Origin of the sequence: Virgibacillus necropolis (assembly GCF_002224365.1) — a bacterium.
In the GTDB taxonomy this organism is placed as follows: Bacteria; Bacillota; Bacilli; order Bacillales; family Amphibacillaceae; genus Virgibacillus_F; species Virgibacillus_F necropolis.
In genome coordinates this window covers 2,381,638-2,406,710 of sequence record NZ_CP022437.1, presented here as the reverse complement: position 1 = coordinate 2,406,710, position 25,073 = coordinate 2,381,638, and the positions used below count along the sequence as shown (strand labels likewise).

Below are 25,073 nucleotides of genomic sequence, written 5' to 3'. Positions count from 1 at the left end.
GGGGGGGACTTTCTTGTCACAACCAGAAAAATATTTAGACCTTCCACTCGAAGAAGTTATAGGAGATCGTTTTGGAAGATACAGTAAATATATTATTCAAGAAAGAGCATTGCCAGATGCGCGTGATGGACTCAAACCAGTGCAACGTCGTATTTTATATGCAATGTATGAAGATAAAAACACACACGATAACCATTTTCGTAAATCTGCTAAAACTGTCGGAACGGTTATCGGTAACTACCATCCACATGGGGATTCTTCGGTTTACGAGGCCATGGTTCGGTTAAGTCAGGATTGGAAAATTCGAAATGTCTTAATCGAAATGCATGGTAACAATGGTAGCCTTGATGGCGATCCACCTGCCGCAATGCGATATACAGAGGCAAGACTATCCAGTATTTCTTCAGAATTACTTCGTGACATTGATAAACACACAGTGGATTTCATTCCAAATTTTGACGATACAAACGATGAACCGGTTGTATTACCAGCAAAGTTTCCTAATCTATTAGTTAATGGATCAACTGGAATATCAGCTGGTTATGCTACTGATATTCCACCACATAACTTAGCTGAGGTTATTGATGCTGTGATTATGAAAATTGATAATCCAGAAGTGAATGTTCAGGATTTGATGACAGTAATTAAAGGGCCAGATTTTCCTACTGGTGGAATTATACAAGGCCTTGATGGAATCGTTAAAGCATATGAAACAGGGAAAGGGAAAGTAATTGTACGCGGTAAAGCGAAAGTAGAACAGATTCGTGGAAATCGTGAACAAATTGTTATTGATGAAATTCCTTTTGAAGTTAACAAAGCTAATATGGTCAAAAAAATGGACGAGTTTCGAATTGATCGAAAAGTAGAAGGTATCGCAGAAGTTCGTGATGAAACAGATCGAACCGGACTTCGGGTTGTTATAGAGCTAAAAAAAGATGCAAATAGTGAAGGTGTTCTGCACTATTTATATAAAAATACGGATTTACAAGTAACCTATCACTTTAATATGGTAGCGATTGAGGATAAAACACCGAAACTATTGTCTCTGCCAAAAATGCTTGACGCATACATTTTCCATCAAAAAGAAGTAGTGACAAGACAAACAACATTTGAACTTAAAAAAGCTAACGAGAGATCCCATATTCTTGAGGGTTTAATAAAAGCAATATCCATTTTAGATGAATTAATTGTCACCATTAGATCGTCTAAAAATAAAGCTGATGCTAAAAAGAGAATCATAGAAGCATATGATTTTTCTGAACCACAAGCAGAAGCAATTGTAATGCTGCAATTGTATCGGTTAACCAATACAGATATTACATCGCTTGAAAAAGAGGCGGAAGAATTAAAAAAGAAAATTGCAGAATTAGAATCTATTCTTGCAAGTGAAAAAAAGTTATTCCAAACGATTAAAGGCGATTTAAAAAAAATTAAGAAAACATTTGCAGACAAAAGAAGAACGAATATCGAAAATAGAATTGAAGAATTAAAAATTGATATTGAAGTTATGGTAGCTAGTGAAGATGTACTAGTTTCTACTACAAGAGATGGTTATATAAAACGAACGAGCCTACGTTCATATGCCGCTTCTAATGGGAAAGATTTTGCCATAAAAGACGAGGATCATTTAGTAGGTTTGTATGAATTAAATACAACCGATAAACTATTGTTGTTTACCAATAAAGGTAAATATGTATATTTACCCGTTCATCAAATGCCAGATATACGATGGAAGGATATAGGCCAGCATTTATCAAATATTGTAACATTAGAAAAAGATGAAACCATTATAAATTGCATACCCGTAAGAGATTTCAAAAAAGATCAATACATCATTTTCTTTACAAGAAATGGAATGATTAAACGCAGTGAATGGGCATTGTATGATGCTCAACGTCATAACAAAGCGTTAGTTGCATTGAATTTGAAAAAGGACGATGAGGTTGTAAACGTGCATATAACGAATGGTCATTCAGATATTTTTGTTGCTTCAAACACAGGATACGGCCTATGGTTCCATGAATCCGATGTTAGCCCAGTTGGTCAACGAGCGGCTGGAGTGAAAGCAATACAGTTAAAGGAAAAAGAACAGGTTATTAATGGTCAAGTTTTTGATGATTTAACCGAACCTTCGTTGGTTTTAGTAACCCAACGCGGTGCATGTAAACGGATGAAGTTAAATGAGTTTACAAAAACAGGTCGAGCTAAACGCGGATCAATTATGTTACGTGAATTAAAGAAAAAGCCACATAGAGTACAAGGTTTCTTTGTGATAAATGAACAAGAAACGATTTCCTTTAAAACGGATAAAGGGGAAGAGCAAAGCGTATATCCATTAGATTTATCGTCAAGTGATCGCTTAAGTAATGGGTCATTTGTTATTGATACAGATAATCAAGGTGAAGTGGTAGAAGTTTGGAAGGAAACAAATTATCGAAAACCGTTTGAAGAGTAGTTAGATGTTAGTAAGGATAGCTTTCTATATGGAAGCTATCCTCTTTTTCTATATTTTTCAATTTTACACTTCATAAATTCTGAAAAATATGATAAGATTATAATGATAATTATGGAAGGAGGGTTTATAACGGATTTACGTCAAAAGATTATCCAATCATCCTTACTTTTGTTTGAGAAACAAGGCTTTCATGGTGTGACAGTGAATCAAATTGTTAAAGATGTGGGAACGTCGAAGGGTGGGTTTTACCATCACTTTACATCTAAAGACGAATTGCTTTTTGTTATTCATGATACATTTATTACATATGTTCTAGAAAAAGCGATTATTGCAAATAAAACGTATGATTCACCAACAAAAAAACTACAAGCAATTATTAAAGATTTTGTTAAGGTGTTTGATCTTTATAAGCCACATATTTCCGTTTTTTATCAAGAAACGATATACTTAAAACCACACTATGAAACGTTGATTAAAAAAAAGCGTGATCAATTTAAACAACTAATCACAAAAGCAATATGTGAAGGTAAAGATGCAAACGAATTTCGTAATGACTTACCAGTAGAAATTACAACAATGGCGATATTAGGTATGGTCAATTGGACATATAAGTGGTATAAACAGGACGGAACAAAGTCAATAGAAGAGATAGGTGACATTTATGTAGACCTCATCTTACACACTGTTTTACGAGTAGAAACTTTGTATAGTACTTCCTATGAAGATGTACTTATAGAAAAGTCTTTTTTTACAACATGAAAGTAATCGCTTTCATTTTTTTAATATTTCATACAGACCAACCAGTCGGTCTTTGTGATAGATTACGAGGGGGAAAATACATGAACTTTGAATTAACAAAAGAGCAGTTAATGATCAAAAAAATGGTACGTGACTTTGCGGAAGAGGTAATTAGGCCAAGAGCTATCGATATTGACGTTAAAGCGGAATTCCCAGAGGATATCTTTAAACAAATTGGAGAATTAGGTTTACTCGGAATTCCATTTCCAGAGGAGTATGGTGGATCTGGTGGAGATACCATTTCGTATGCACTAGCGGTGGAGGAAATAGGTCGTGTATGTGGAAGCACAGGTTTAAGCTATGCTGCTGCAGTGTCATTGGGAGCAAGTCCAATCTATTACTTTGGTACTGAAGAACAAAAGAAAAAATACTTAACACCATTAGCAGAAGGTAAGTCTCTTGGAGCATTCGGATTAACGGAGCCGAATGCTGGATCAGATGCAGCTGGAACAAAGACAACCGCGGTATCAGATGGTGATAACTTCATTATAAATGGAGAAAAATGTTTCATCACTAATGCTAGCTTTGCTGCGACTATTATTGTTACAGCGGTTACTGGAAAAGATGACCGTGGCAAAAATATTATAAGTGCAATAATTGTGCCAACAGATGTGGATGGTATTACGATTACAAATAATTATGACAAGATGGGTGTTCGTGGTTCTGATACAGCCGAAATTGTATTACAGGACGTTCGTGTACCAAAAGAAAACCTGCTAGGTGATCCGCAAAAAGGCTTCAAGCAATTTTTGCATACATTAGATGGTGGACGTATTTCCATTGCAGCATTAGGACTAGGAATTGCGCAAGCATCTCTTGATAAAGCATTAGCTTATTCAAAAGAACGCAAACAATTTGGTAAATCTATTTCCAATTTCCAAGCAATTCAATTTAAACTGGCAGATATGTCAATGGAAATAGAATTGGCACGTAATATGATTCATAAAACCGCTTGGTTAAAAGACCAAGGTAAGCCTTTTACTAGAGAATCCGCTTATGCAAAGTTATTTGCAACCGAAACGGCTACAAGAGCTGCAAACCAAGCAATACAAATTCATGGTGGTTATGGTTACATGCGTGAATATGAAGTAGAACGATACTTACGCGATGCAAAACTAATGGAAATTGGTGAGGGTACTTCCGAAATACAACGGTTAGTAATTGCTCGACAATTAGGTCTTTAAAAACCAATTGAGAGGGGGAAATTCATGACTTTATTAAATCTAACCGTAGGAGAATTACTAGAGAAACAAGTGAATTTGTATCCGAATCAAGAAGCTGTCGTGTATCCAGAGCTAAATCTCCGTAAAACGTATAAAGAATTCGATGGCATGGTAAATCAAGCAGCAAAAGGATTTATGTCACTAGGTATTCAAAAAGGTGAAAATGTTGCTATTTGGGCTGATAACAAACCCGAATGGATCACATCTCAATTTGCTACTGGCAAAATGGGTGCAGTTTTAGTAACTGTGAACACGAGCTATCAAGCAAAGGAATTAGAATATTTATTGAAGCAGTCTGAATCAACCACACTTATAATGGCTGAATCATATAAAGGGACATCTTATTTGGAAGTACTAAAACAAATTTGCCCTGGGCTTGAACATTCGGAAAGAGGAAAAGTTAATTCTCCTGAATTACCATATTTAAAAAATATAATTGTTCTAAGCGATGATACTTTTAATTTTGGTTATAACTGGAATGAAATCATGAAAATGGGTGATCGTGTCTCTGATGATGATCTCAAAAAGAGACAAGAGTCTTTACACCATCATGATGCAATAAACATGCAGTATACATCTGGAACCACTGGCTTTCCGAAAGGGGTCATGCTGACACATTATAATATCGTGAACAATGGGAATCAAATTGCGGATTGTATGAAACTAACAAGTGATGATCGCTTATGTATACCGGTCCCGTTTTTCCATTGTTTTGGATGTGTTTTAGGTATTCTAGCCGCTGTATCAAAAGGTGCGACAATGGTTCTCTTGGAACAATTCGAAGCCGAAAGAGTCATGAAGGCTGTTTCAGAGGAAAAGTGTACTGGATTACATGGCGTTCCTACTATGTTTATAGCAGAACTGAATCATCCAAATTTTGATACGTATGACTTTTCACATCTACGGACTGGTATCATGGCCGGATCCACCTGCCCTATGGAAGTGATGACTAACGTAATGGAAAAAATGGGTGCAAAAGAAATCACGATTGCTTATGGGCAAACAGAATCTTCTCCAGTAATAACACAAACAAGAACGGATGATCCGATTGAATTAAAAGTTAGTACCGTCGGAAAAGCACATCCAAATGTTGAAGTTAAAGTGATTATTCCAGGTACAGATATTGAACAGCAAACAGGTTTAACTGGTGAATTATGTACAAGGGGTTACCATGTGATGAAGGGTTATTATAACAACGAAGTGGCAACGCGAGCAGCTATTGATTCAGAAGGTTGGCTACATACAGGAGATTTAGCTGTCATGCATGATAATGGCTACCTCGAAATTACAGGTAGAATGAAAGATATGATAATCCGTGGTGGAGAAAACGTTTATCCACGAGAAATAGAAGAATTCCTTTATCAACACCCTGATGTACTAGATGTTCAGGTAATTGGACTTCCCGATAAAAAATACGGAGAAGAAATTATGGCTTGGATAATTTTAAAAGACAATGCCAACACATCAGTTGAAGACATCCGAACGTTCTGTAACGGAAGTATATCTCATCACAAAATTCCTAAATATATCGAGTTTGTTGATGAATATCCAATGACCGCAAGTGGTAAAATTCAGAAGTTCAAATTAAAAGAACTTGCTATCCAACACCTTGAATAAGAAAAGCGTAAGCGTCCGTTTAGCGACTAACTATTTGCTAGTCACTGGAAGCTGGATTTAGATATACGAGGGGGAAAGATAATGATTAAAAAGATTTTAATTGCTAATCGTGGAGAAATTGCTGCACGTATTATACGAACGTGTAAAAAATTGAGCATTCAAACTGTTGCAGTGTACTCAGAAGCAGATCAAAAGGCGCCATTTGTTGAAATGGCTGATGAGAGTTTCTTACTTGGACCTCCGCGAGTGAATGAAAGTTATTTAAATGTGGACAAAATTATAAGTATCGCTAAAAAAACAAAAGTAGACGCTATTCATCCAGGCTATGGTTTCTTAAGTGAAAACGGCCAATTTGTTGAAAAATGTGATACAGCCGGAATCATTTTCATTGGACCAAAAGGCGATGTCATGGAAAAAATGGGTAGTAAGATTGAAGCCAGAAATGCAATGAAAGCTGCTGGTGTACCTGTAGTTCCAGGTACAGATGGTGTTGTAGCGTCTGTTGATGATGCCCTTGTAATTGCTCAGGAAATTGGTTATCCAATTATGCTTAAGGCATCAGCAGGTGGTGGCGGAATTGGTATGCAGGTTGTACAATCTGACGAGGAATTATCGAAAGCATTTGAAAGTAATTCAAAACGGGCACAATCATTTTTTGGTGATGGTTCCATGTTTATGGAAAAGAAGCTTGAAAATGCTCGCCATATTGAAATTCAATTATTAGCGGATAAGCACGGTAATGCCATTCACTTATTTGAACGTGACTGTTCTATCCAACGAAGAAATCAAAAAGTTGTTGAAGAAGCTCCTTCGCATTTCCTATCAAGTGAGACACGTGAAAAAATGGGGAAAGCAGCTACCGATGCTGTAAAAGCTATTGGTTATACAAACGCAGGTACAATTGAATTTTTAGTTGACATGGATGAAAACTTTTATTTTCTTGAAATGAATACACGTATTCAAGTGGAGCACCCTGTAACAGAAGAAATTACTGGACTCGATATTGTGGAAGAACAAATTAATATCGCGAATGGCAGGGCGTTGACATTCAAGCAAGATGACTTATTGATTGATGGTCATTCTATAGAAGTCAGGATATACGCCGAAGATCCAGTGACATTTTTCCCTTCACCAGGGCATATTACAACATTCAAAGCTCCATCAGGAGAAAATGTTCGTAATGAATTAGCTGTTACAAGCGATTTTGATGTTACACCTTTTTACGACCCAATGATTGGGAAATTAATTGTTAAGGCTGATACAAGAGATCAAGCGATTTCAGCAATGAAAAGTGCTTTATCTGAATATCAGGTTGATGGAATCAAAACAAATATTCCGATGCTAAGAGAAATTATGAATATGGAAGCATTTACCGAAGCAAGGGCTACGACAGCTTTCGTAAACGAACACTATTTACCAATGATGAAAAAAAAGACAAACTAAGGAGGAATTTATAATGGAAGAAGTAAAAGCATCGATGGCAGGAAGCGTATGGAAAATTACAGTAGCTGAAGGTGACAAAATCACTGAAGATCAGGATGTCGTTATTCTAGAATCTATGAAAATGGAAATTCCAATTGCAAGTGAAAGCGCTGGAACTGTAAAAGAAATTAAAGTCGCAGAAGGTGACTTTGTCAATGAAGGAGATACTATTGCAGTTATTGAATAGAAGGCTTGGCGTGGCTTGCCCACTTTTAAAAATTAGTTAGGAGGGTTGCGATTGAACTTTCCAAAAAATGTATCCATAAAAGAGGTAGGTCCAAGAGATGGCCTACAGAATGAATCGGAAATGGTACCAACTGATGCAAAGATTGAATGGATCAACATGCTTTCGGATTCTGGTACATCCTATATCGAAATTTCATCATTTGTACATCCGGACTGGATACCACAGTTGAAGGACGCAACAGAGGTAGCAAAAAAAATAAAGCGTAATCCCAATGTTACTTATGCAGCTTTAGTCCCTAACAATACGGGGCTAGAGCGTGCTCTAGAAGTCAATATTGATGAGGTTTGTTTGTTTTTATCAGCTAGTCAAACGCATAACAAAAAAAATATTAATAAAACAATAGAAGAAACCTACCCAATTTTAGAAAGCGTTTCCACAGAGTCTAAAAGAGCAAATAAAGCGATTAGAGGGTATGTTTCAACGGTTTTTGGTTGTCCCTACGAAGGTGAAATTGATACAAATAAGGTTATCATGATTTGCGATAACCTGTATACAATGGGTGTCGATGAAATATCAATAGGTGACACAATCGGTGTAGCTAATCCCGCGCAGGTTGCTAGAGTACTAGAACAGCTATTACGTTATTTTCCAAAGGAAAAATTGGCTATGCATTTTCACAACACAAGGGGAACAGCTCTAGCAAATGTTCTTGTTGCAATGAACTATGGAATTACCAAGTTTGATAGTGCGGTTGGCGGACTCGGTGGATGCCCATATGCTAAGGGCGCTTCAGGAAATTTAGCTACTGATGATCTATTGTATATGCTTCATCGAATGGGGATAATTACAGGAATTGATGAAAATAACATCATTGATGCAGCATTATATATTGAAAACTATGTTAAAAATCTATCAAGTCATCAAATGAAAATTTTAAAAAGTGAGCGCTAAGGAAGGAGTATACATGTGTCTGAACTTATAACTTATAAAAAAATCGATGATCATATTGCCCTCCTAACGCTAAACCGAACAGATGCTGCCAATGCGGTGTCAAAGGCATTATTAGATGAATTAAATAAAAACATAAAAAAAATAGAACACGATTCTTCTATACGCTGCACAATTATTACGGCTGCTGGTGAAAAAGCATTTTGTGCTGGTGCCGATCTTAAGGAACGTAAAGGGATGACAGAGGATCAGGTAATTCAAGCAGTCCAGTATATTGGGGAAACCGTATCACATGTTGCTAAGATGAAAATGCCGGTAATCGCCGCTTTGAATGGTGTTGCATTTGGTGGCGGTTTAGAACTTGCACTCGCTTGTGATATCCGAATAGCAGTAAATAATACGAAGCTTGGACTAACAGAAACATCCTTAGCAATTATTCCTGGTGCAGGCGGTACACAACGTCTTACTAGATTAATTGGACTCGGGCAAGCCAAACGTCTAATCTTTACCGGGAAACCAGTTTCTACGGAAGAAGCCTTGAGCATTGGTCTTGTTGAACAATTAACCGATCAAGAGAGTCTTATAAATGAGGCGATTAAAACGGCTAAGCAAATTGCAACGAATGGCCCAATTGCTTTAAAACAAGCAAAAACAGCTATTGATAAGGGAATACAAACCGATTTAGAAACAGGATTAACAATTGAACATGTCTGTTATAAAGAAACAATCCCAACAAAAGACCGTCTCGAAGGGTTAAATGCATTTAAGGAAAAAAGGAAACCTGAATATAAAGGTGAATAGAAAAGCGAAGGCGACTGCCGTAGCTTGATATATTAGAGGAGGTAACACATGTCATATGTAGAAGATTTACAAAAGAGAATGAATAAAATTGAAAAAGGCGGTCTTGAAAAATACCACCAGAAAAATGAAGAAAAAGGCAAATTGTTTGTTCGTAAACGCCTTGAGCTTTTATTTGATGAGGATATGGATGTAGAGGATGCTTTTTTTGCTAATTGTATGGATGGTTCTCTCCCGTCTGATGGAGTAGTAACGGGCATTGGTCGAATTAACGGTCAGTCGGTATGTGTAATGGCCAACGATTCAACTGTAAAAGCAGGTTCTTGGGGGAAAAGAACAGTAGAAAAGATTATCCGTATCCAAGAAACAGCTATGAAACTAGAGTTACCTATGTTTTATTTAGTTGATTCAGCTGGCGCTAGAATTACAGATCAAATCGAAATGTTCCCTGGTAGAAGAGGGGCAGGAAAAATATTCCACAATCAAATCAAACTTTCTGGTCGTGTACCACAGGTTTGTCTTTTATTTGGTCCATCTGCAGCTGGCGGCGCCTACATACCAGCATTTTGCGATATCGTAGTTATGGTTGATGGAAATGCTTCTATGTATTTAGGTTCACCTCGCATGGCAGAAAAAGTAATAGGTGAAAAAGTTTCATTAGAAGAAATGGGTGGAGCTAAAATGCACACTTCCGTTTCAGGGTGTGGCGATGTTTTAGCAAAGACTGAAGAAGAAGCTATCGCGTATGGTCGTAATTACATTGGTTATTTCCCAGCTAGTTTTAAAGATAAACCAAAGGTAATGGATAAAAAAGAAGTAAAAGAGTTTGAGAAATCAATCACAGATTTGATTCCAAAAAATCAAAATGCTCCTTTTAATATGTATGATTTTATCGATCGTATAATAGATGGAGACAGTTTTTGTGAAGTGAAGAAAAAATTTGCACCTGAATTAATTACTGGACTGGCACGAATCAATGGTAAATCGGTTGGAATTATTGCTAATCAGCCTCGTATGAAGGGGGGCGTGTTATTCCCTGACTCTGCCGATAAAGCAGCAAAATTCATTCAGCTGTGTGACGCGTTTAACATTTCATTATTGTTCTTAATGGATATTCCAGGATTTATGATAGGAACTAAAGTGGAGCGAGCAGGAATTATTCGTCATGGTGCAAAAATGCTTGCATCCATGAGTGAAGCAACTGTACCAAAAATATCAGTGGTAGTGAGGAAAGCATATGGAGCAGGTCTATATGCAATGGCTGGTCCTGCGTTTGATCCGGACTGCTGTCTTGCATTACCAACTGCACAAATTGCCGTAATGGGTCCTGAGGCAGCAGTAAATGCAGTATACGCGAATAAGATCGCTGAATTACCTGAAGAAGACAGACCAGCATTTATTAAAGAAAAACAAGATGAATATAAAGATAATATTGATATTTATCGTTTGGCATCTGAATTAGTAGTAGATGCCATAATCGAACCAGATAAATTAAGAAGCGAACTAGTTACACGATTCGATATGTATGAATCAAAAAGTATTACGTTTACGGAAAGAAAACATGGAGTTTATCCAGTTTAATGAACAAAAAAACCTTGATAGCATATACTGTTATCAAGGTTTTTATATGCCACTACAAGATATAGAGTTTATTATAATTTTATTATGTAAACCATGTATTTTGAGACAACTTAATTTATATTTTACTATTTTAATGATATTCTGAATGAAGAATAAAGTGTTAAAGAAAGGAAGTGGAAATACATAATGGATACTCGTTTTTTTCGTGACACGATGGGGAAATTTGCTACAGGAATCACAATCGTAAGCACTGACTATAAAGGTGAAATGATGGGAATGACTGTTAATGCATTTATGTCTGTATCATTGAATCCTAAACTTATCGCTATTTCAATCGATGAAAATGCAAGCATGTATAATAAATTACAGGAAACAAAACAATTTGGTATAAGTATTTTACGTGAGGAACAAAAAGAATTATCTATGATTTTTGCAAAACAAATGGAAAAGGATCGAGATATTCCATTTGTTATCCAGGATGGTGTGCCAGTAATTGATGGATCAATAGCAACTTTATCCTGTCAGGTTATGGATACCGCCAAGGCCGGGGATCATATGATTTTCATTGCGGAAGTTACCGACATTAAATCAGATGTAGGAGACCCCATTTTATTTTATGGCGGAAACTACAGAACCGTAAAACCAGAGTAAGAAGAAATAGTATAGTCTTTTAATGAATTACTGTATAGCTCGTATCGCAAAAGGATGTGATGGCTTTATGAATATCAAAGATTTTATGATAGCTGATGTAATTACTGCAAAGAAAAACATGTCGATTAAGGAATTATTGGAGTTACTTGTGACTAATAGAATTGGCGGAGTTCCTGTCGTTGATAAAGAAAACAACCTACTTGGTATGATTAGTGATGGCGATGTAATTCGATATCTCCAACCAAAAGGAAGAACTGTTTATGACATGTATGCATTAGTTCTTGTAAGTGAACAAGAAGATTTAATTCACAAGCTTGGGTATGCTATTGATCATAAGCTTGAAAAAGTTATGTCAACCAAGGATATTTTCACCGTACATCCTGATGATAAGATTGAAAATGCATTAGCAATATTTTCTAAATATGGTTTTAAAAAGATACCTGTCGTAAATGACGATTCTAAAGTAATTGGAGTTGTCAGCAGAGGAGATATAATACGTTATATATCCACAACCCTAATTTCAAAAACAGAAGAGCAATAAGAGTAGAATAACTATTTGCTTTATACTTGCAAATAGTTTTTTTGTACTGTTACCTAGAAAAAGCAGTACAAAATCCGTATAATGATAGTATAAGAACTGTTTGTCTGGAAGGGAATTGTACGACATTGCCATTATTAAAAGATCAACATCAGCCTATTACAAAGCATCACCTTGCCTCACTTTATACATTGTTACGTAAAGAAGGGGATAAAGATCAAGCTCAAAATTCACTTGATCTTTATGAAAAATTAGAAAAGCAGGAATTAGTTATTAGTTTTGCTGGTCATTTTTCTGCTGGAAAATCATCCATTATTAATGAACTGTTAGAAAAGTCACTGTTACCACACAGCCCAATACCTACGAGTGCTAATTTAGTTAAAATATACTCAGGTGGAGGTTTTGCGAGAGTGCATTTTCACCACGAAAAAACTGTCGAATATAGTGAACCTTACGATATTGATGTAATCAAAGCGTACTGTCAGGACAAGGATTCGATTAAAAAAATCGAAATAAGTTCATCTGACTCTATATTACCAGCTAGCACCGCATTACTGGACACACCTGGTATTGATGCAGCTGATGATGCCGACCGGTTAATTACAGAAGGATCGTTACACCTTGTCGATGCTTTATTCTACGTTATGGATTATAACCATGTACAATCAGAGGTGAATTTACAATTTTTACAGTCCATACAAGAAAAAGATATCCCTTTTTTCCTCATTATCAATCAAATCGACAAGCATAATGCTGATGAACTAGCATTTTCGACATATCAAGACAAAATCAAACAAACGTTTAATCAATGGGAAATTTATCCAGAAGAAACCTTTTATACATCTCTGATAGAACAGTCCATTTCAGACAATCAACTAGATTTGCTAAAAGATTTTCTTTCTACATTATTACTTTCAAAAAAAGACAGTTATTATTCCCTTGTACGATCTGTTACCCAAATTATTGACGATCATAAACGAAATATGGAAAAACAATATAATGAAGAAATAGAGATGATAAAAGCCGAATCAAATGATTACGAAGCAAATGTAGAGCGGATAGAAGAGATAAAGGAGCAGTTAGATCGACTAAAGAATCGGCCGGCTCAGTTTGATAAGGAATTCAATCAAACAATCAATACTACGTTGGAAAATGCTTATATTATGCCAGCTACATTACGTGATCAGGCATTAGCTTACTTGGAATCACAACAACCTGATTTTAAAGTAGGGCTGTTTGGTTCTAAGAAAAAAACAGAAGAGGAAAAGTCAATTCGACTTCATAATTTTCTAAAACCCTTACAGGAAAATATCAAAAAATCGATTCAGTGGAAGCTTCGGGATAAGATTATTCAGCAAATGAAGAGCTTTGACATTACTGATCCAAGCTTAATCCAGAAAGTTCAAGACCTTTCCATTGATTATACGGGTAATGACCTTGATAGCTTGATTAAACGGGGCGCAAAGGTAAACGGTGATTCTGTTTTAAATTATACCAAAGACATAAGTAACGATATTAAGAAGAAATATAGAAGAGAAACAATAGACAAAAAAGATACAATTTTATCCTATTTAACCGATCAATCTTCAAATCAGATAAGTTCCTATCAAAAGGAATTAGCTGATTTAGAAAAAGCGGAAAGTGCTACGAATCAAATTGCTAACTTAGTAGATGAACGTGACGCGAAACTAAATAGATCACAAGAGGTTTTGTTGAATTCCCAACTCTCTGATGCTGAGTGGAACACAATTAACCAAAGCCTTAAAGAACGAAACAATGTAATTAAACAAGATGCACCACAAGTGAAGCGAAACAAAAGTGACCATGTAGAATTTACTCAACGTGATGAGCAGGTTATGGTAGAAGCGTCTTATACTGTTGACGATGTAGTAGAAGGAATTAATCAAACTTTAGATGTAATAGAGAGTTCTCCAGGATTCGATCAACTCATAGCAGATTTAAAAACTAAGCAGGAAAAGTTAGCTAAACGCTCATTTACCATTACGCTTTTTGGAGCATTTAGTGCTGGGAAATCATCATTTGCTAATGCATTAATCGGGGAGTCCGTTTTACCGGTTTCGCCAAATCCAACAACAGCAGCAATTAACCGGATTGTTCCTGTAACAGATGAACATAGTCATGGTTCTGTTGTTGTAACAATGAAAGATGAAAAAACCATCATGCAGGATAGTTTGGCATTATTAAAAGGCTTTTCACCTAACAGCGATAGTATAGATAGCTTGCACAAATGGCTAACGGAAACAAATATTCGTTCGTTACCTAAAACACAGCAACATTATTTACAGGCAATTATTGATGGTTTTGGAGAAATGAAAAATCATATCGGCGGCCATATTCAAACAACTATCGATGAGTTTTCCGTCTATGTTACGGAGGAAACGAAAGCTTGTTTTGTTGAGTCAATTGACTTGTACTATGATTGTTCATTGACTCAACAGGGGATTACCCTGGTGGATACACCTGGTGCGGATTCGGTTAATGCTAGACATACAAGCGTGGCGTTTGATTATATAAAATACGCGGATGCTATTCTTTACGTAACCTATTATAACCACGCATTATCTCGTGCAGATAAAGACTTTCTCATGCAATTAGGACGTGTGAAAGAATCGTTCGAGTTAGATAAGATGTTTTTTATTATCAATGCAGCCGATCTAGCAAAAAATGAAAATGAACTTTTGTTGGTAGAAAACTACGTGAACGAACAATTGGTGCAGTTAGGAATACGGTTTCCTAGATTGTTTCCAATTTCGAGCCGCATTACACTCGCAAATAAGCAAGCAAAAGAGCCGTTAAACGACTATATGTATCATTTTGAGGAACAATTTTACCAGTTCATCCATCATGATTTAACAAAGCTTAGCATTGATTCAGCAATATGGGATATGAAATGGGCTTATCATGTTATTTCGAGCTACCTAGCTTCTGTTAAAATGTCTGAACAAGAGAAAATGCACCAAAAAGATAGCGTACGAACCAAAAAAGAAGAAGCTTTTCGGGTAATTAATGAATTAGATAAAGATTCATATACGAAAGCAATTATACAAAAGATTGATAAACAGCTATACTATGTATTGGATCGACTATCTATTCGTTTCCATGACATGTTTAAAGGAATGTTTAATCCAACGATGATACAAGAATCCGGTAAAGCTGGTAAGATTCAGATTGATAACAGTATGCAGGAATTACTAGACTATGTTGGATATGAACTACTACAGGAACTGCGAGCAGTCTCACTTCGAATTGAAGCACAAATACGCGAATTAGTAGAGGAAATAGGTGTAACGGCAAGTGAAAAGATAAACACAATCGATGAACGCTTTGTGTTACCGAGCGGCACTAAAGTAGACCTGTCAACTCCAAATTTCACGCAAGCATTTAATCAATTGAAAGTGTCAGCTTTTTCCAAGGCATTATCAAGCTATAAAGGACCAAAGTCATTCTTTGAAAAAAATGAAAAAGAACAAATGAAGGAAGCTATATTTTCGATTCTCAAGCCTTATGCAAAGGAATATCTTGATTCAAATAAACAGGTAATGGAAGTCGCGTATGATGAGCAATGGGTCCATACAATGGAACAAATAAAAGGTGCATATATGCGAAGTATTGAATCCTATACCGATGGATTACTCCGTATATTATCAGATAAGGACAATGAAATAGAATTGGCGAATAAAGAAAGTGAACTTGCATCTATTATGAAAAATTATGATAATAATTTAACGGGGGAGGAATACGATGTCTAAACCAACCATTTTACTTGTAGACGGAATGGCTTTGTTGTTCAGGGGATTTTTCGCAACCTCATTCCGCGGCAATTTTATGCGAAATAGTGAAGGTATCCCAACAAACGGAATGTATCAATATTTGAAGTATATGCTCAATGCTATTGAAACGTTTAATCCAACTCATGTGGTATGCTGCTGGGACATGGGGAGCAAAACATTCCGGACTGACATGATGCCCGCTTATAAAGCAAATCGCTCAAAGCCACCAGAAGAATTGGTGCCACAGTTTGATCGAATCAAAGAAATCATGGACATCTTTGCCATTCCAAATGTTGGCCTTGTTAATTACGAAGCCGATGACTGTATTGGTACCTTAGCAAGAGAATATGCTGAAGATAATGAAGTCATGATTCTGACTGGGGATCACGATATGTTACAGTTAGTGGACTCAGGCATTCAAGTAGCAATCATGAAAAAGGGACAAGGTAATTATGATGTATTTACACATGAAAATTTTCTTGAGAAGAAAGGGATTGTACCTAGGCAAGTAATTGATATGAAAGCATTGATGGGAGATTCTGCTGATAATTATCCTGGCGTAAAGGGAATTGGTGAAAAAACAGCATTAAAACTTGTTCAGGAATATGAAACCATCGATAATTTACTTGAAAATATAGACCAGCTACCAAAAGGTGTACAAACTAAAATTAAAGCGAATATAGACATGTTGCACTTATCAAGGGAACTTGCAGAAATTAAATGTGATGTACCTATTACATGCAAATTAGATGATGCACTATGGAATTGTGATAACGATATAATAGGAGATCGGCTTAGAGAACTGAATTTCACCAATTTGGCCAAATTAGTATAGATATTAAGCAAAGGATGAGGAATTAACCTCATCCTTTAATTGTTTAACTCAAGCGCTTTTCTTACGGTTTTAAGATAACTTTTATACAATCGTCTTCTTTTTTATTAAAAATATCGTAACCGTGTGCAGCTTCATCTAATGACATCTTGTGCGTAATAATAGCAGTGGGATCAATCTGCTCATTTACGATCATGTCGTACAACTGCGGCATATATCCACGTGCTGGCGCTTGACCCATTTTAAGTGTAACATTTCGTATGAAAAATGGTCCTAATGGGAACATATTATAAAGTCCTCCATAAACCCCCGTTAATTGTACAACCCCACATTTTTTTACTGCTTTCGTAGCAATTTGTATCGGGCCAAGTGTACCACCTTGCAATTTTAACTTTTGTTCCACGAATTCCAGTGGTGATTTTTTTCCATCCATTCCAACGCAGTCAATAACAACATCTGCTCCGCCCTTCGTTAATTCCTTCAACGTTTCACCCATGTCATCGTACTTAGTGAAATCAAATGTCTCAGTTTGATTCATTTTTTTTGATTGCATTAACCGATAGTCAAAATAGTCAACCGCAATGACTCTTTTTGCTCCTTTTTTCCATGCGAATTGTTGTGCCATTAACCCGATAGGTCCACATCCCAAAACAATTACCGTGTCATCTGGTTTTACCCCGGCATGCTCTACACTCCAATATGCAGTTGGTAAAACATCCGATAAAAAAAGCAACTGTTCATCCTCTAATTCGCAATCTTCAGGAATAAGAAAAGGTGTGTAATTTCCAAAGGGAACCCGAAGATACTCGGCTTGACCACCAGGGTAGTTACCGAATTTTTCTGAGTAACCTAAGTATCCACCTGAATCATAATGTGGGTTTGAATTATCACACTGACTCTCTATATGCTGCGAGCAATAAGGGCACGTTCCGCATGCAATTGTAAATGGAATAACCACTCTATCTCCCTTTTTCACCTTTGTTACGTCTGGTCCAACTTCTTCCACTATCCCCATTGGCTCATGACCAATAACGTAACCAATTGGGAGGGGGAAGTTTCCTTGATAAAGGTGCAAGTCAGAACCACATATTGCTGTCGAAGTTATTTTTACAATCACATCTTCACGATCTTGAATAGTAGGGTCATCTACTTGTTTTACACTGATTGAGTGTTTCCCTTGATATGTTACAGCTTTCATAATCATCTAGCCTCCAGATCGATTAAAATTAAATACATCATTATACTCTGTCAAAAACCAGGAAATATACGTAAACAGATGGAAGGCAGGGTATGAAATTACTGCTAGGACCGCATTCCTATTACCTGTACGGGGTATACCATTATACCCCCGTGATTTTCAAGGGGTATAATTCAAGGTTGTATTGAGGTTAGGTTATAGTAGCAAATCATTTTGTTTACAACCAATTTTTACTATAATAAAAGATAGTAAAAACATAACTGTGAGGTGTTGAATGATGCCGAAATTATTTGTTTATGGTACGTTACGAAACGGTGGCCATAATCATTTTTATTTATCAAATGCGACTTCCATCTATCACCAAAGCTGGATAGAAGGGTCGTTATATGATACAGATAATGGGTATCCTGTATTACTAAGTGATAACCGTGCTGGATATGTATATGGTGAACTTTATGATGTTTGTTCAGCTCAACTTAAAAAGATTGATCAATTAGAGCAATATGTTGAAGGGGATCCAGATAATTTATACGACCGAGAGTGTATCACTGTTACCAATGATAAGGATGATAAGGTAAAAGCCTTAACGTATGTTGGAGGAAAACGTTTAATTGATTCAAATGATTGGATAGAAACTGGGGATTGGAATGTACACACATACCTGAAACAGCAGAATCTTTTATACTTTGCTTATGGATCCTGTATGGATGATGAACGATTTACACTACAATGTGTTGACCATCATTTTAAAAATATAATAGGGAGTGCTTTACTAAATGGTTTCGAGTTACAATTCTCTAGAAATTCAACCGATGGCGGAAAAGCAGATATTGTAGAAAATAATAATGAAAAAGTGGAGGGAAAGGTATATCAAGTACCTTTAGAAGCTGTTTCTTATTTATATAAGCGTGAAGGGGTTTACGTTAATGCATATCGCCCTATCATCATAGATATTTTATTAAAAGGGGAAAATAAACGCGCTATCACTTTCATAGGTACTCAAAAAGAAGCTGAAACTGCTCCAACTATTAACTATGCTTCAGAAATCATGCGCGGTAGTAGCGGATTTTTAAGCGATTCCTACGTAGCGACACTTCAAAATAAAATAAACATGCTATTTAAGCAATAGGAGATATGAAATGGCTTTTTCACTAAAAAATATAAAGGTAAATGACATTATTACGATAAATGAGCTTACAGTTCCGTCTCAAAAGGTTACATGTATTGTAGGGCAAAGCGGAAGTGGGAAATCAACATTTCTGCGCCTATTAAATAATTTAGATAATCCAGACTCGGGTAAGATTTATTACCAGGATCGTGATATTCAAACCTTAGATCCTATTCAATTAAGGCGAAAGGTTACAATGGTTCCGCAGTCACCTGTGATTTACGAAGGAACGATTCGAGATAATGTAGTAGTTGGACTGAAGTACGCTGGGCTAGAACCCGTCTCCGATCAATACATGAACGATATTTTGCATAAAATGAAGTTAAATAAGTACCTAGATACAATTGCAGATGAGTTATCCGGAGGGGAAAAGCAGCGTTTAGCTCTCACGCGAAGCATGTTATTAGATGCAGAAGTGTTTCTACTGGATGAGCCGTCTTCTTCATTGGATGATAAAACAGCATTACATGTCATACAAGCTTTCATGAGGCATATGAAAGAACGACAGAAAACCGTTGTGATGGTAACACATGACAAAGAGTTAGCAGAAGAAGTAAGTGATAATTTGATCAACATGGATACATATAGTGAGCAAATTGCAAATGGAGGTGAATAATCATGGATGAAAGTGGTGCAATAAATTTAACCATTTGGCAATTACTTACGGCATATGTATTCGTTATTCTCTTAATTGTTATCGTCAAAATTAAAAAAATTCCACGAGAAAAATTAATTGTTATTTCCACCATCCGAATGACACTCCAACTTATTTTAGTTGGTTATGTACTTATTTTTATCTTTGATCACCCACATCCATTGCTTACGATAGGGATTATTACTTTTATGTTAGGTTTTGCAGTTTTTAATGTATATCAACGGACAAAAGAAACGCTTGGATTTCCCATCAAAAAGATGATTGCGTTAGCGATGATGATTGGTGTCAGTGTTAGTTTTATTTTCTTCATGTTAGTCGTATTACAGCTAGATCCATGGTACGACCCACTATACTTTATTCCAATTGGCGGGATGATAATCGGAAAGACAATGACTGGAATTTCGCTAGGAGTCAATAATCTCTTGATTGGTATGCGAGAACAAAAGGAAAAAGTAGAAGGAGCCTTAATGCTTGGTGCAACACCTAAAGAAGCATCAAAAGAAATTATTAATCAAGCGTTTGACTCTGCCATGCTCCCAACTATTAATTCAATGGTCGGAATGGGGATCGTGTTTTTACCAGGTATGATGACAGGCCAAATTATATCAGGCACTTCACCGCTCGTTGCAGTTGAATATCAAATAGCAATTATGCTTGGAATTGCTGGTACCGTATCCTTAACGGTTGTCATCTTTTTACACCTTGCATATAAAACTTTTTTTAATGAGCGGCAACAGTTTACCCTAAGGAAAAAGTAAAAATGCTCAAGGCTATAGCCTTGAGCATTTTTACTACATTATACGAGTGCTGGTTGTTGTACAGGTTGGTAAATTGGAGCAATTGCTTGACTAGCATTTTGTGGTGCAGCCATAAGGGGATAATACCCTTTTTGGGTCATATATTGCCACATTTCATATGCATGTCGGCTACTATTTAAGAACGCATTTTCTAAAAAAGTACGTAAATCAGGGTTGGCACACTCCAGAACAGCGGCTGCATAATTTTTAGCAGAACCTTTTTGATTCAGCAGATAGGCTGTCGCGATTTCACGATCACTCTTTTGTCCTGCTTCTGTTCTTGGCATGGTAGATGGAAATTCGCTAACAGGTGCCTGTGTGTAAGAATTTAAATTTGGCTTTAATTCCGCTGGTTTAAATTTCGTAATGTCTGTTTTTGTGTTGCTTTGTACAAATTCAACTTTTAAATTGTAATCTTGAACATGAAGTGGAAAATGCCTTTGCAATAAATCCTTCAATTCTGGATCTTGCGCCTCATTGATGGAATCAGTCATACATGTAACCGTGTTGTAACACCCAGCAATAAGTTCGCTCAATTGATTTAGTTCGTGTGATGCTAGTTGCATGGACATTTCCTCCTTATAATGAATGAAACCTACACCACGAATAAAATCAAATCGTGAATATAGGCTTTAGGTCTTAATAAAAAGTTATTTACGATTATTACGTTTATTGAAGTTATGTTGCTGTTCTTTTTTATCCTCTAAATTTATTTCATCAAAGTTGTTTTCGTTTGCGAATTCCACATTGTCAATTTCTTGATTTTGATTAACTTGTTTTTCATTTTTGTTTTGATCACGTTTGCGTACTAATTTTTGTTTGCCCATTGATAAACACCCCTTAATTTTATGAAAGTACACCATACACCTACATATATATTTTGTCCCTTTTAGTTAAAATAAAACAAGCAAAATTTAACTAAATAGGTGGATAAACGTCTTGAATCAACATATGAAGCACATTATGATATGGTGGAACTATGGTAAATAAATTCCAATAAGGAAATACTAGTAAGCATGTTAAGTGAAAGGTGTGATCAACATGGTTTTTGCAGCTAATGAATTAGATCAGTGGAAACAAAAAAGTCCTTTATTGAGTAAAATTACGGATTTAAATCCAGTATTATGGTTAAATCCAAATTTAAAACCTTTTAATGAGTTACCAGACTTACCGATAAGCAAACGTGATATCGAAGAAGCGGAACAACTCTGGCAACGGTTTGCTCCATATTTAGTTAAAGCATTTCCTGAAACAATGAAAACGAACGGGATAATTGAATCACCGCTGAGAAAAATAACCATGATGCAAGAAGAAATAGGGCGTGTTTATTCTACAATTCCAGGTGATTTGTATCTGAAGTGTGACAATGAACTACCGATAGCTGGGTCAATTAAAGCAAGAGGTGGTATATATGAAGTGTTGTATCATGCAGAAAGCTTGGCAATAGAAGCGGGTTTAATTAATAAAAATGACAATTATGAAGTATTTTCAAGTGATAAGTTTAAATCATTTTTTAACCAATTTAATATTGGCGTCGGCTCAACAGGAAATTTGGGATTAAGTATTGGTATTATGGGCGCTAAGCTAGGATTTCATGTATCCGTTTATATGTCTGCCGATGCAAAAGAATGGAAAAAGGATCTCCTTCGTTCAAAAGGAGCAACGGTGTTAGAATTTGCAGGTGATTTTAGTGAGGCAATAACTGCTGGTAGGGAGAAAACAATTGCGGATCCTAAAGGATACTTTGTTGATGATGAGGATTCCAAGCACTTGTATTTAGGCTATAGTGTAGCAGCACTACGGTTACAAAAACAGTTGGAGGAGCAAAACATCCGTGTAGATACTGATCATCCATTGTTTGTTTATTTACCGTGCGGGGTAGGTGGATCCCCAGGTGGTGTTACATTTGGTTTAAAGCAGGTATTTGGAGACCATGTGCATTGCTTTTTTGTTGAACCAACTCATTCCCCATCAGTATTAATTGGTCTACTGACAGGCGAGATGGAAAAAGTGAGCGTTCAAGACTTTGGATTAGATAATCGAACAGAAGCGGATGGTTTGGCAGTAGGGCGACCTTCTAAATTTGCGACTCCTATCAGCGGTCATTTGATTAGCGGTATATATACTGTTGAAGATGATGAATTATATAGGTTACTTTCTATGCTTGTGAACGTAGATGACATTTATCTTGAGCCCTCCGCGACAGCTGGATTACTAGGACCAAATGAAGTGACCCAATCCAACTATATGGAAAATAACGGTTTAGATGATGATAACGCCACACATATTGCATGGGCAACTGGTGGGGCGCTTGTACCAAAAGACGATATGAAGCGGTTTTATGAAAAAGGGGAAAAGTTAATGAAATAATGTAGTAGCTAAATGGCCTCAAGAGGCATTTAGCTTTTTTACTACCCGTTCTTCTAATAAGAGGATCGGGTAGTATTGTTAGTTAACTTAGGTGATTGAGATTTAGTAAAATGGTAATGATAATAGGAAACATTTAATGATTGGGGCATGGAATAATAATGAATATTGCATTTTTAGCTTTAGAATTAATTGCAGGATTTTTTCTGCTTTTTATACTCGTAAAGATACTTGGTAAGAAATTAATAAATCAAATTACACCCTTTACATTTATAGCTGCTATTGTACTAGGTGAACTATTAGGAAATGCATTATACGATGAAAAAATAGGTGTAAGATATATCATTTTTTCAATGACTCTTTGGGCATTGTTATTATTTACAGTCGAAGTTTTGGGACAAAAGTTTTTAGGATTACGTAAGGCCTTTGAAGGTAAGCCATCTGTATTAATCCAGAATGGGATAGTAAATAGAGACCAATTAAAAAAGAATCGAATGAATATCAACCAACTACAAAGCCTACTGCGCCAGTCAGAAACTTTTTCCATACGCGAAGTAGCTTATTGTTATTTAGAGGCGAATGGTGCGATTAGTATTTTGAAAAAGTCTACGAAACAGAAATTACAACAAGAGGACATGAATCTTCCAGCACAATCTGTATACGTTCCCGTCACGCTGATAAGAGATGGTGAATTATTACGTGATGAATTAGTCGAGATTGACCAAAATGAAGAATGGTTAATGAATCAACTACACATACAAGAAATAAATGATTATCGCAATGTTTTTATCGCAGAATGGTTACAGGGAGAAGGACTGTTTGTTCAAACCTTTGGACAAGTGTCTCGTTAACAGTTTATGCAACCTTATTTTCCTCACTGTTGTCTTCATCTACCGGCTTTAAACTGTTGTGTTTAACATCCCAGTAATGAACTTGGGGAAGTCCCCAGTATATCCAATAATCATGAACTAATGAAGAACCCACAAACAAAATCATTTGCCAATCTAAATATCTCATGCCAAAACCTCCAGTCGTTATTCTTAGTTATATTTATGAGAAAACTTGTCTTAGAACATACTTTCAACAAAGGGAAACCACATTTTGGGGAAACATTTGGGTAATACTAAGGTATTAGCTTTTAAATGGAGGTTTAAAAATGCCAGAGCTACCAGAAATGGAGACTTATAAAACCCTACTAAATCAAAAGGTCGGCGGAAAGACACTAACAGGTGTATCCATTAATCGAGAAAAATCAATTAATGTGAGTCCAGCCGATTTTGTAAATATCGTACAAAATGAGAGAATCGAAGTAATTGAAAGACGAGCAAAGCATTTACTTTTTCATCTTAAAAACGGCCATGTGTTACTAGTACACCTCATGCTGGGCGGCCGGATGTTTTATGGAACAGAGCAAGAAAAACCGGACCGTACCGTTCAAATACAATTATCGTTTGGCAATCAACATCTCTATTTTATCGGTTTAAGGTTAGGGTACCTTCATCTTTTCTCAGAGGCAGAAGTGAAGCAAGAATTAACGGACTTAGGTCCAGAGCCACTTGATGCAAATTTTACGCTTGATTCTTTTTTAGATCTCGTCAAAAATAGAAGAGGCAAGATTAAAACAACCCTCGTTAACCAAGAGTTCCTATCAGGGATTGGAAATTGTTATTCTGATGAAATTGCCTGGCATGCGCAATTGTTACCTAAACGAAAAATGAACGAACTTAACGACAATGAGAAAGTTCAATTGTATCAATCCATACGCTTTATACTTCAGCAAGCAATTCAGTATGGTGGTTATATGGATCAACCTTTCTTTAAAGGCGATACCAAAACAGGCACCTACGATAACAAGAAATATGTATATGGTCGTGCAGGAGAAGCATGTAAGCGATGTGGTACATCAATTGTGAAAGAAGAAATTTCGTCTCGAAAAACATTTTATTGTAAAGGTTGTCAGACTTAATTAGGACGAAAGGGGATTTTC

23 protein-coding genes are annotated in these 25,073 nt (G+C 36.2%); 19 read left to right on the top strand and 4 right to left on the bottom strand.

Annotation, left to right across the window (positions count from 1 at the left end):
• Positions 1-13: 13 nt before the first annotated feature.
• From parC to CFK40_RS11510, 13 genes are all read left to right on the top strand, one after another.
• Positions 14-2,455 (top strand): DNA topoisomerase IV subunit A, encoded by a 2,442-nt coding sequence (gene parC / locus CFK40_RS11570; protein ID WP_089532452.1) that lies wholly within the window; start codon positions 14-16, stop codon positions 2,453-2,455.
• 102 nt (positions 2,456-2,557) lie between these two features.
• Positions 2,558-3,214, top strand: a complete 657-nt coding sequence (locus CFK40_RS11565) for a TetR/AcrR family transcriptional regulator (RefSeq protein ID WP_227001763.1) — start codon at positions 2,558-2,560, stop codon at positions 3,212-3,214.
• 80 nt (positions 3,215-3,294) lie between these two features.
• Positions 3,295-4,437, top strand: a complete 1,143-nt coding sequence (locus CFK40_RS11560) for an acyl-CoA dehydrogenase family protein (protein WP_089532451.1) — start codon at positions 3,295-3,297, stop codon at positions 4,435-4,437.
• Between the two features lie 24 nt (positions 4,438-4,461).
• On the top strand, positions 4,462-6,093 hold the full coding sequence (locus CFK40_RS11555; RefSeq protein WP_089532450.1) for an AMP-binding protein: 1,632 nt from the start codon (positions 4,462-4,464) through the stop codon (positions 6,091-6,093).
• 81 nt (positions 6,094-6,174) lie between these two features.
• A complete protein-coding gene (accC, locus tag CFK40_RS11550; RefSeq protein WP_089532449.1) occupies positions 6,175-7,536 on the top strand; it encodes an acetyl-CoA carboxylase biotin carboxylase subunit in 1,362 nt (453 codons plus the stop codon).
• Positions 7,537-7,549: 13 nt separating this feature from the next.
• Positions 7,550-7,762, top strand: a complete 213-nt coding sequence (locus tag CFK40_RS11545) for an acetyl-CoA carboxylase biotin carboxyl carrier protein subunit (protein ID WP_089532448.1) — start codon at positions 7,550-7,552, stop codon at positions 7,760-7,762.
• Between the two features lie 51 nt (positions 7,763-7,813).
• A complete protein-coding gene (locus CFK40_RS11540; protein WP_089532447.1) occupies positions 7,814-8,713 on the top strand; it encodes a hydroxymethylglutaryl-CoA lyase in 900 nt (299 codons plus the stop codon).
• A gap of 15 nt (positions 8,714-8,728) precedes the next feature.
• On the top strand, positions 8,729-9,511 hold the full coding sequence (locus CFK40_RS11535) for an enoyl-CoA hydratase (protein ID WP_089532446.1): 783 nt from the start codon (positions 8,729-8,731) through the stop codon (positions 9,509-9,511).
• A gap of 48 nt (positions 9,512-9,559) precedes the next feature.
• Entirely contained in the window at positions 9,560-11,089 is a 1,530-nt protein-coding gene (locus tag CFK40_RS11530) for an acyl-CoA carboxylase subunit beta (protein ID WP_089532445.1), read from the top strand.
• A 186-nt stretch (positions 11,090-11,275) separates the two neighbouring features.
• On the top strand, positions 11,276-11,740 hold the full coding sequence (locus CFK40_RS11525) for a flavin reductase family protein (RefSeq protein WP_089532444.1): 465 nt from the start codon (positions 11,276-11,278) through the stop codon (positions 11,738-11,740).
• A gap of 67 nt (positions 11,741-11,807) precedes the next feature.
• Positions 11,808-12,281, top strand: coding sequence for a CBS domain-containing protein (locus CFK40_RS11520; protein WP_089532443.1), 474 nt, complete (start codon positions 11,808-11,810; stop codon positions 12,279-12,281).
• A gap of 125 nt (positions 12,282-12,406) precedes the next feature.
• Positions 12,407-16,048, top strand: a complete 3,642-nt coding sequence (locus CFK40_RS11515) for a dynamin family protein (protein WP_161493860.1) — start codon at positions 12,407-12,409, stop codon at positions 16,046-16,048.
• Positions 16,041-16,904, top strand: a complete 864-nt coding sequence (locus CFK40_RS11510; protein ID WP_089532441.1) for a 5'-3' exonuclease — start codon at positions 16,041-16,043, stop codon at positions 16,902-16,904. The genes CFK40_RS11515 and CFK40_RS11510 overlap by 8 nt, the downstream gene beginning before the upstream one ends.
• A 61-nt stretch (positions 16,905-16,965) precedes the next feature.
• On the opposite strand, the gene CFK40_RS11505 is transcribed toward CFK40_RS11510, so the two are convergent.
• Complete coding sequence (locus tag CFK40_RS11505) at positions 16,966-18,099, bottom strand: zinc-dependent alcohol dehydrogenase (protein ID WP_089532440.1); 1,134 nt, start codon at positions 18,097-18,099, stop codon at positions 16,966-16,968.
• 274 nt (positions 18,100-18,373) lie between these two features.
• Here CFK40_RS11505 and CFK40_RS11500 point away from each other — a divergent pair, with 274 nt between their 5' ends.
• Genes CFK40_RS11500 through CFK40_RS11490 form a run of 3 tightly spaced genes read left to right on the top strand, consistent with a single transcriptional unit; the run spans position 18,374 to position 20,680 of the window.
• Positions 18,374-19,228, top strand: coding sequence for a gamma-glutamylcyclotransferase family protein (locus CFK40_RS11500; RefSeq protein ID WP_089532439.1), 855 nt, complete (start codon positions 18,374-18,376; stop codon positions 19,226-19,228).
• A 10-nt stretch (positions 19,229-19,238) separates the two neighbouring features.
• Positions 19,239-19,883, top strand: a complete 645-nt coding sequence (locus CFK40_RS11495; RefSeq protein WP_089532438.1) for an ABC transporter ATP-binding protein — start codon at positions 19,239-19,241, stop codon at positions 19,881-19,883.
• Between the two features lie 2 nt (positions 19,884-19,885).
• Positions 19,886-20,680, top strand: coding sequence for an ABC transporter permease (locus tag CFK40_RS11490; RefSeq protein ID WP_089532437.1), 795 nt, complete (start codon positions 19,886-19,888; stop codon positions 20,678-20,680).
• A 38-nt stretch (positions 20,681-20,718) separates the two neighbouring features.
• Here CFK40_RS11490 and CFK40_RS11485 read toward each other — a convergent pair whose 3' ends face one another.
• Together CFK40_RS11485 and CFK40_RS20985 are read right to left on the bottom strand one after the other, a co-directional pair.
• Positions 20,719-21,285 carry a spore coat protein gene (locus CFK40_RS11485; protein ID WP_089532436.1) on the bottom strand — a complete coding sequence of 189 codons (567 nt, stop codon included), beginning with the start codon at positions 21,283-21,285 and terminating at the stop codon, positions 20,719-20,721.
• A gap of 84 nt (positions 21,286-21,369) precedes the next feature.
• Complete coding sequence (locus CFK40_RS20985) at positions 21,370-21,546, bottom strand: hypothetical protein (RefSeq protein WP_161493859.1); 177 nt, start codon at positions 21,544-21,546, stop codon at positions 21,370-21,372.
• A gap of 214 nt (positions 21,547-21,760) precedes the next feature.
• On the opposite strand from CFK40_RS20985, the gene CFK40_RS11480 reads away from it, so the two are divergent.
• Entirely contained in the window at positions 21,761-23,089 is a 1,329-nt protein-coding gene (locus CFK40_RS11480) for a D-serine ammonia-lyase (protein WP_089532435.1), read from the top strand.
• A gap of 158 nt (positions 23,090-23,247) precedes the next feature.
• Positions 23,248-23,937: a DUF421 domain-containing protein gene (locus CFK40_RS11475; RefSeq protein ID WP_089532434.1), complete on the top strand. Its 690-nt coding sequence runs from the start codon at positions 23,248-23,250 to the stop codon at positions 23,935-23,937.
• Between the two features lie 4 nt (positions 23,938-23,941).
• Here the strand turns inward: CFK40_RS11475 and CFK40_RS21120 are convergent, their stop codons facing one another.
• Positions 23,942-24,103 carry a hypothetical protein gene (locus CFK40_RS21120; protein WP_168927229.1) on the bottom strand — a complete coding sequence of 54 codons (162 nt, stop codon included), beginning with the start codon at positions 24,101-24,103 and terminating at the stop codon, positions 23,942-23,944.
• 139 nt (positions 24,104-24,242) lie between these two features.
• Between CFK40_RS21120 and mutM the strand changes: the two genes are divergently transcribed.
• Positions 24,243-25,052, top strand: coding sequence for a bifunctional DNA-formamidopyrimidine glycosylase/DNA-(apurinic or apyrimidinic site) lyase (gene mutM, locus CFK40_RS11470; RefSeq protein ID WP_089532433.1), 810 nt, complete (start codon positions 24,243-24,245; stop codon positions 25,050-25,052).
• Positions 25,053-25,073: the final 21 nt, after the last annotated feature.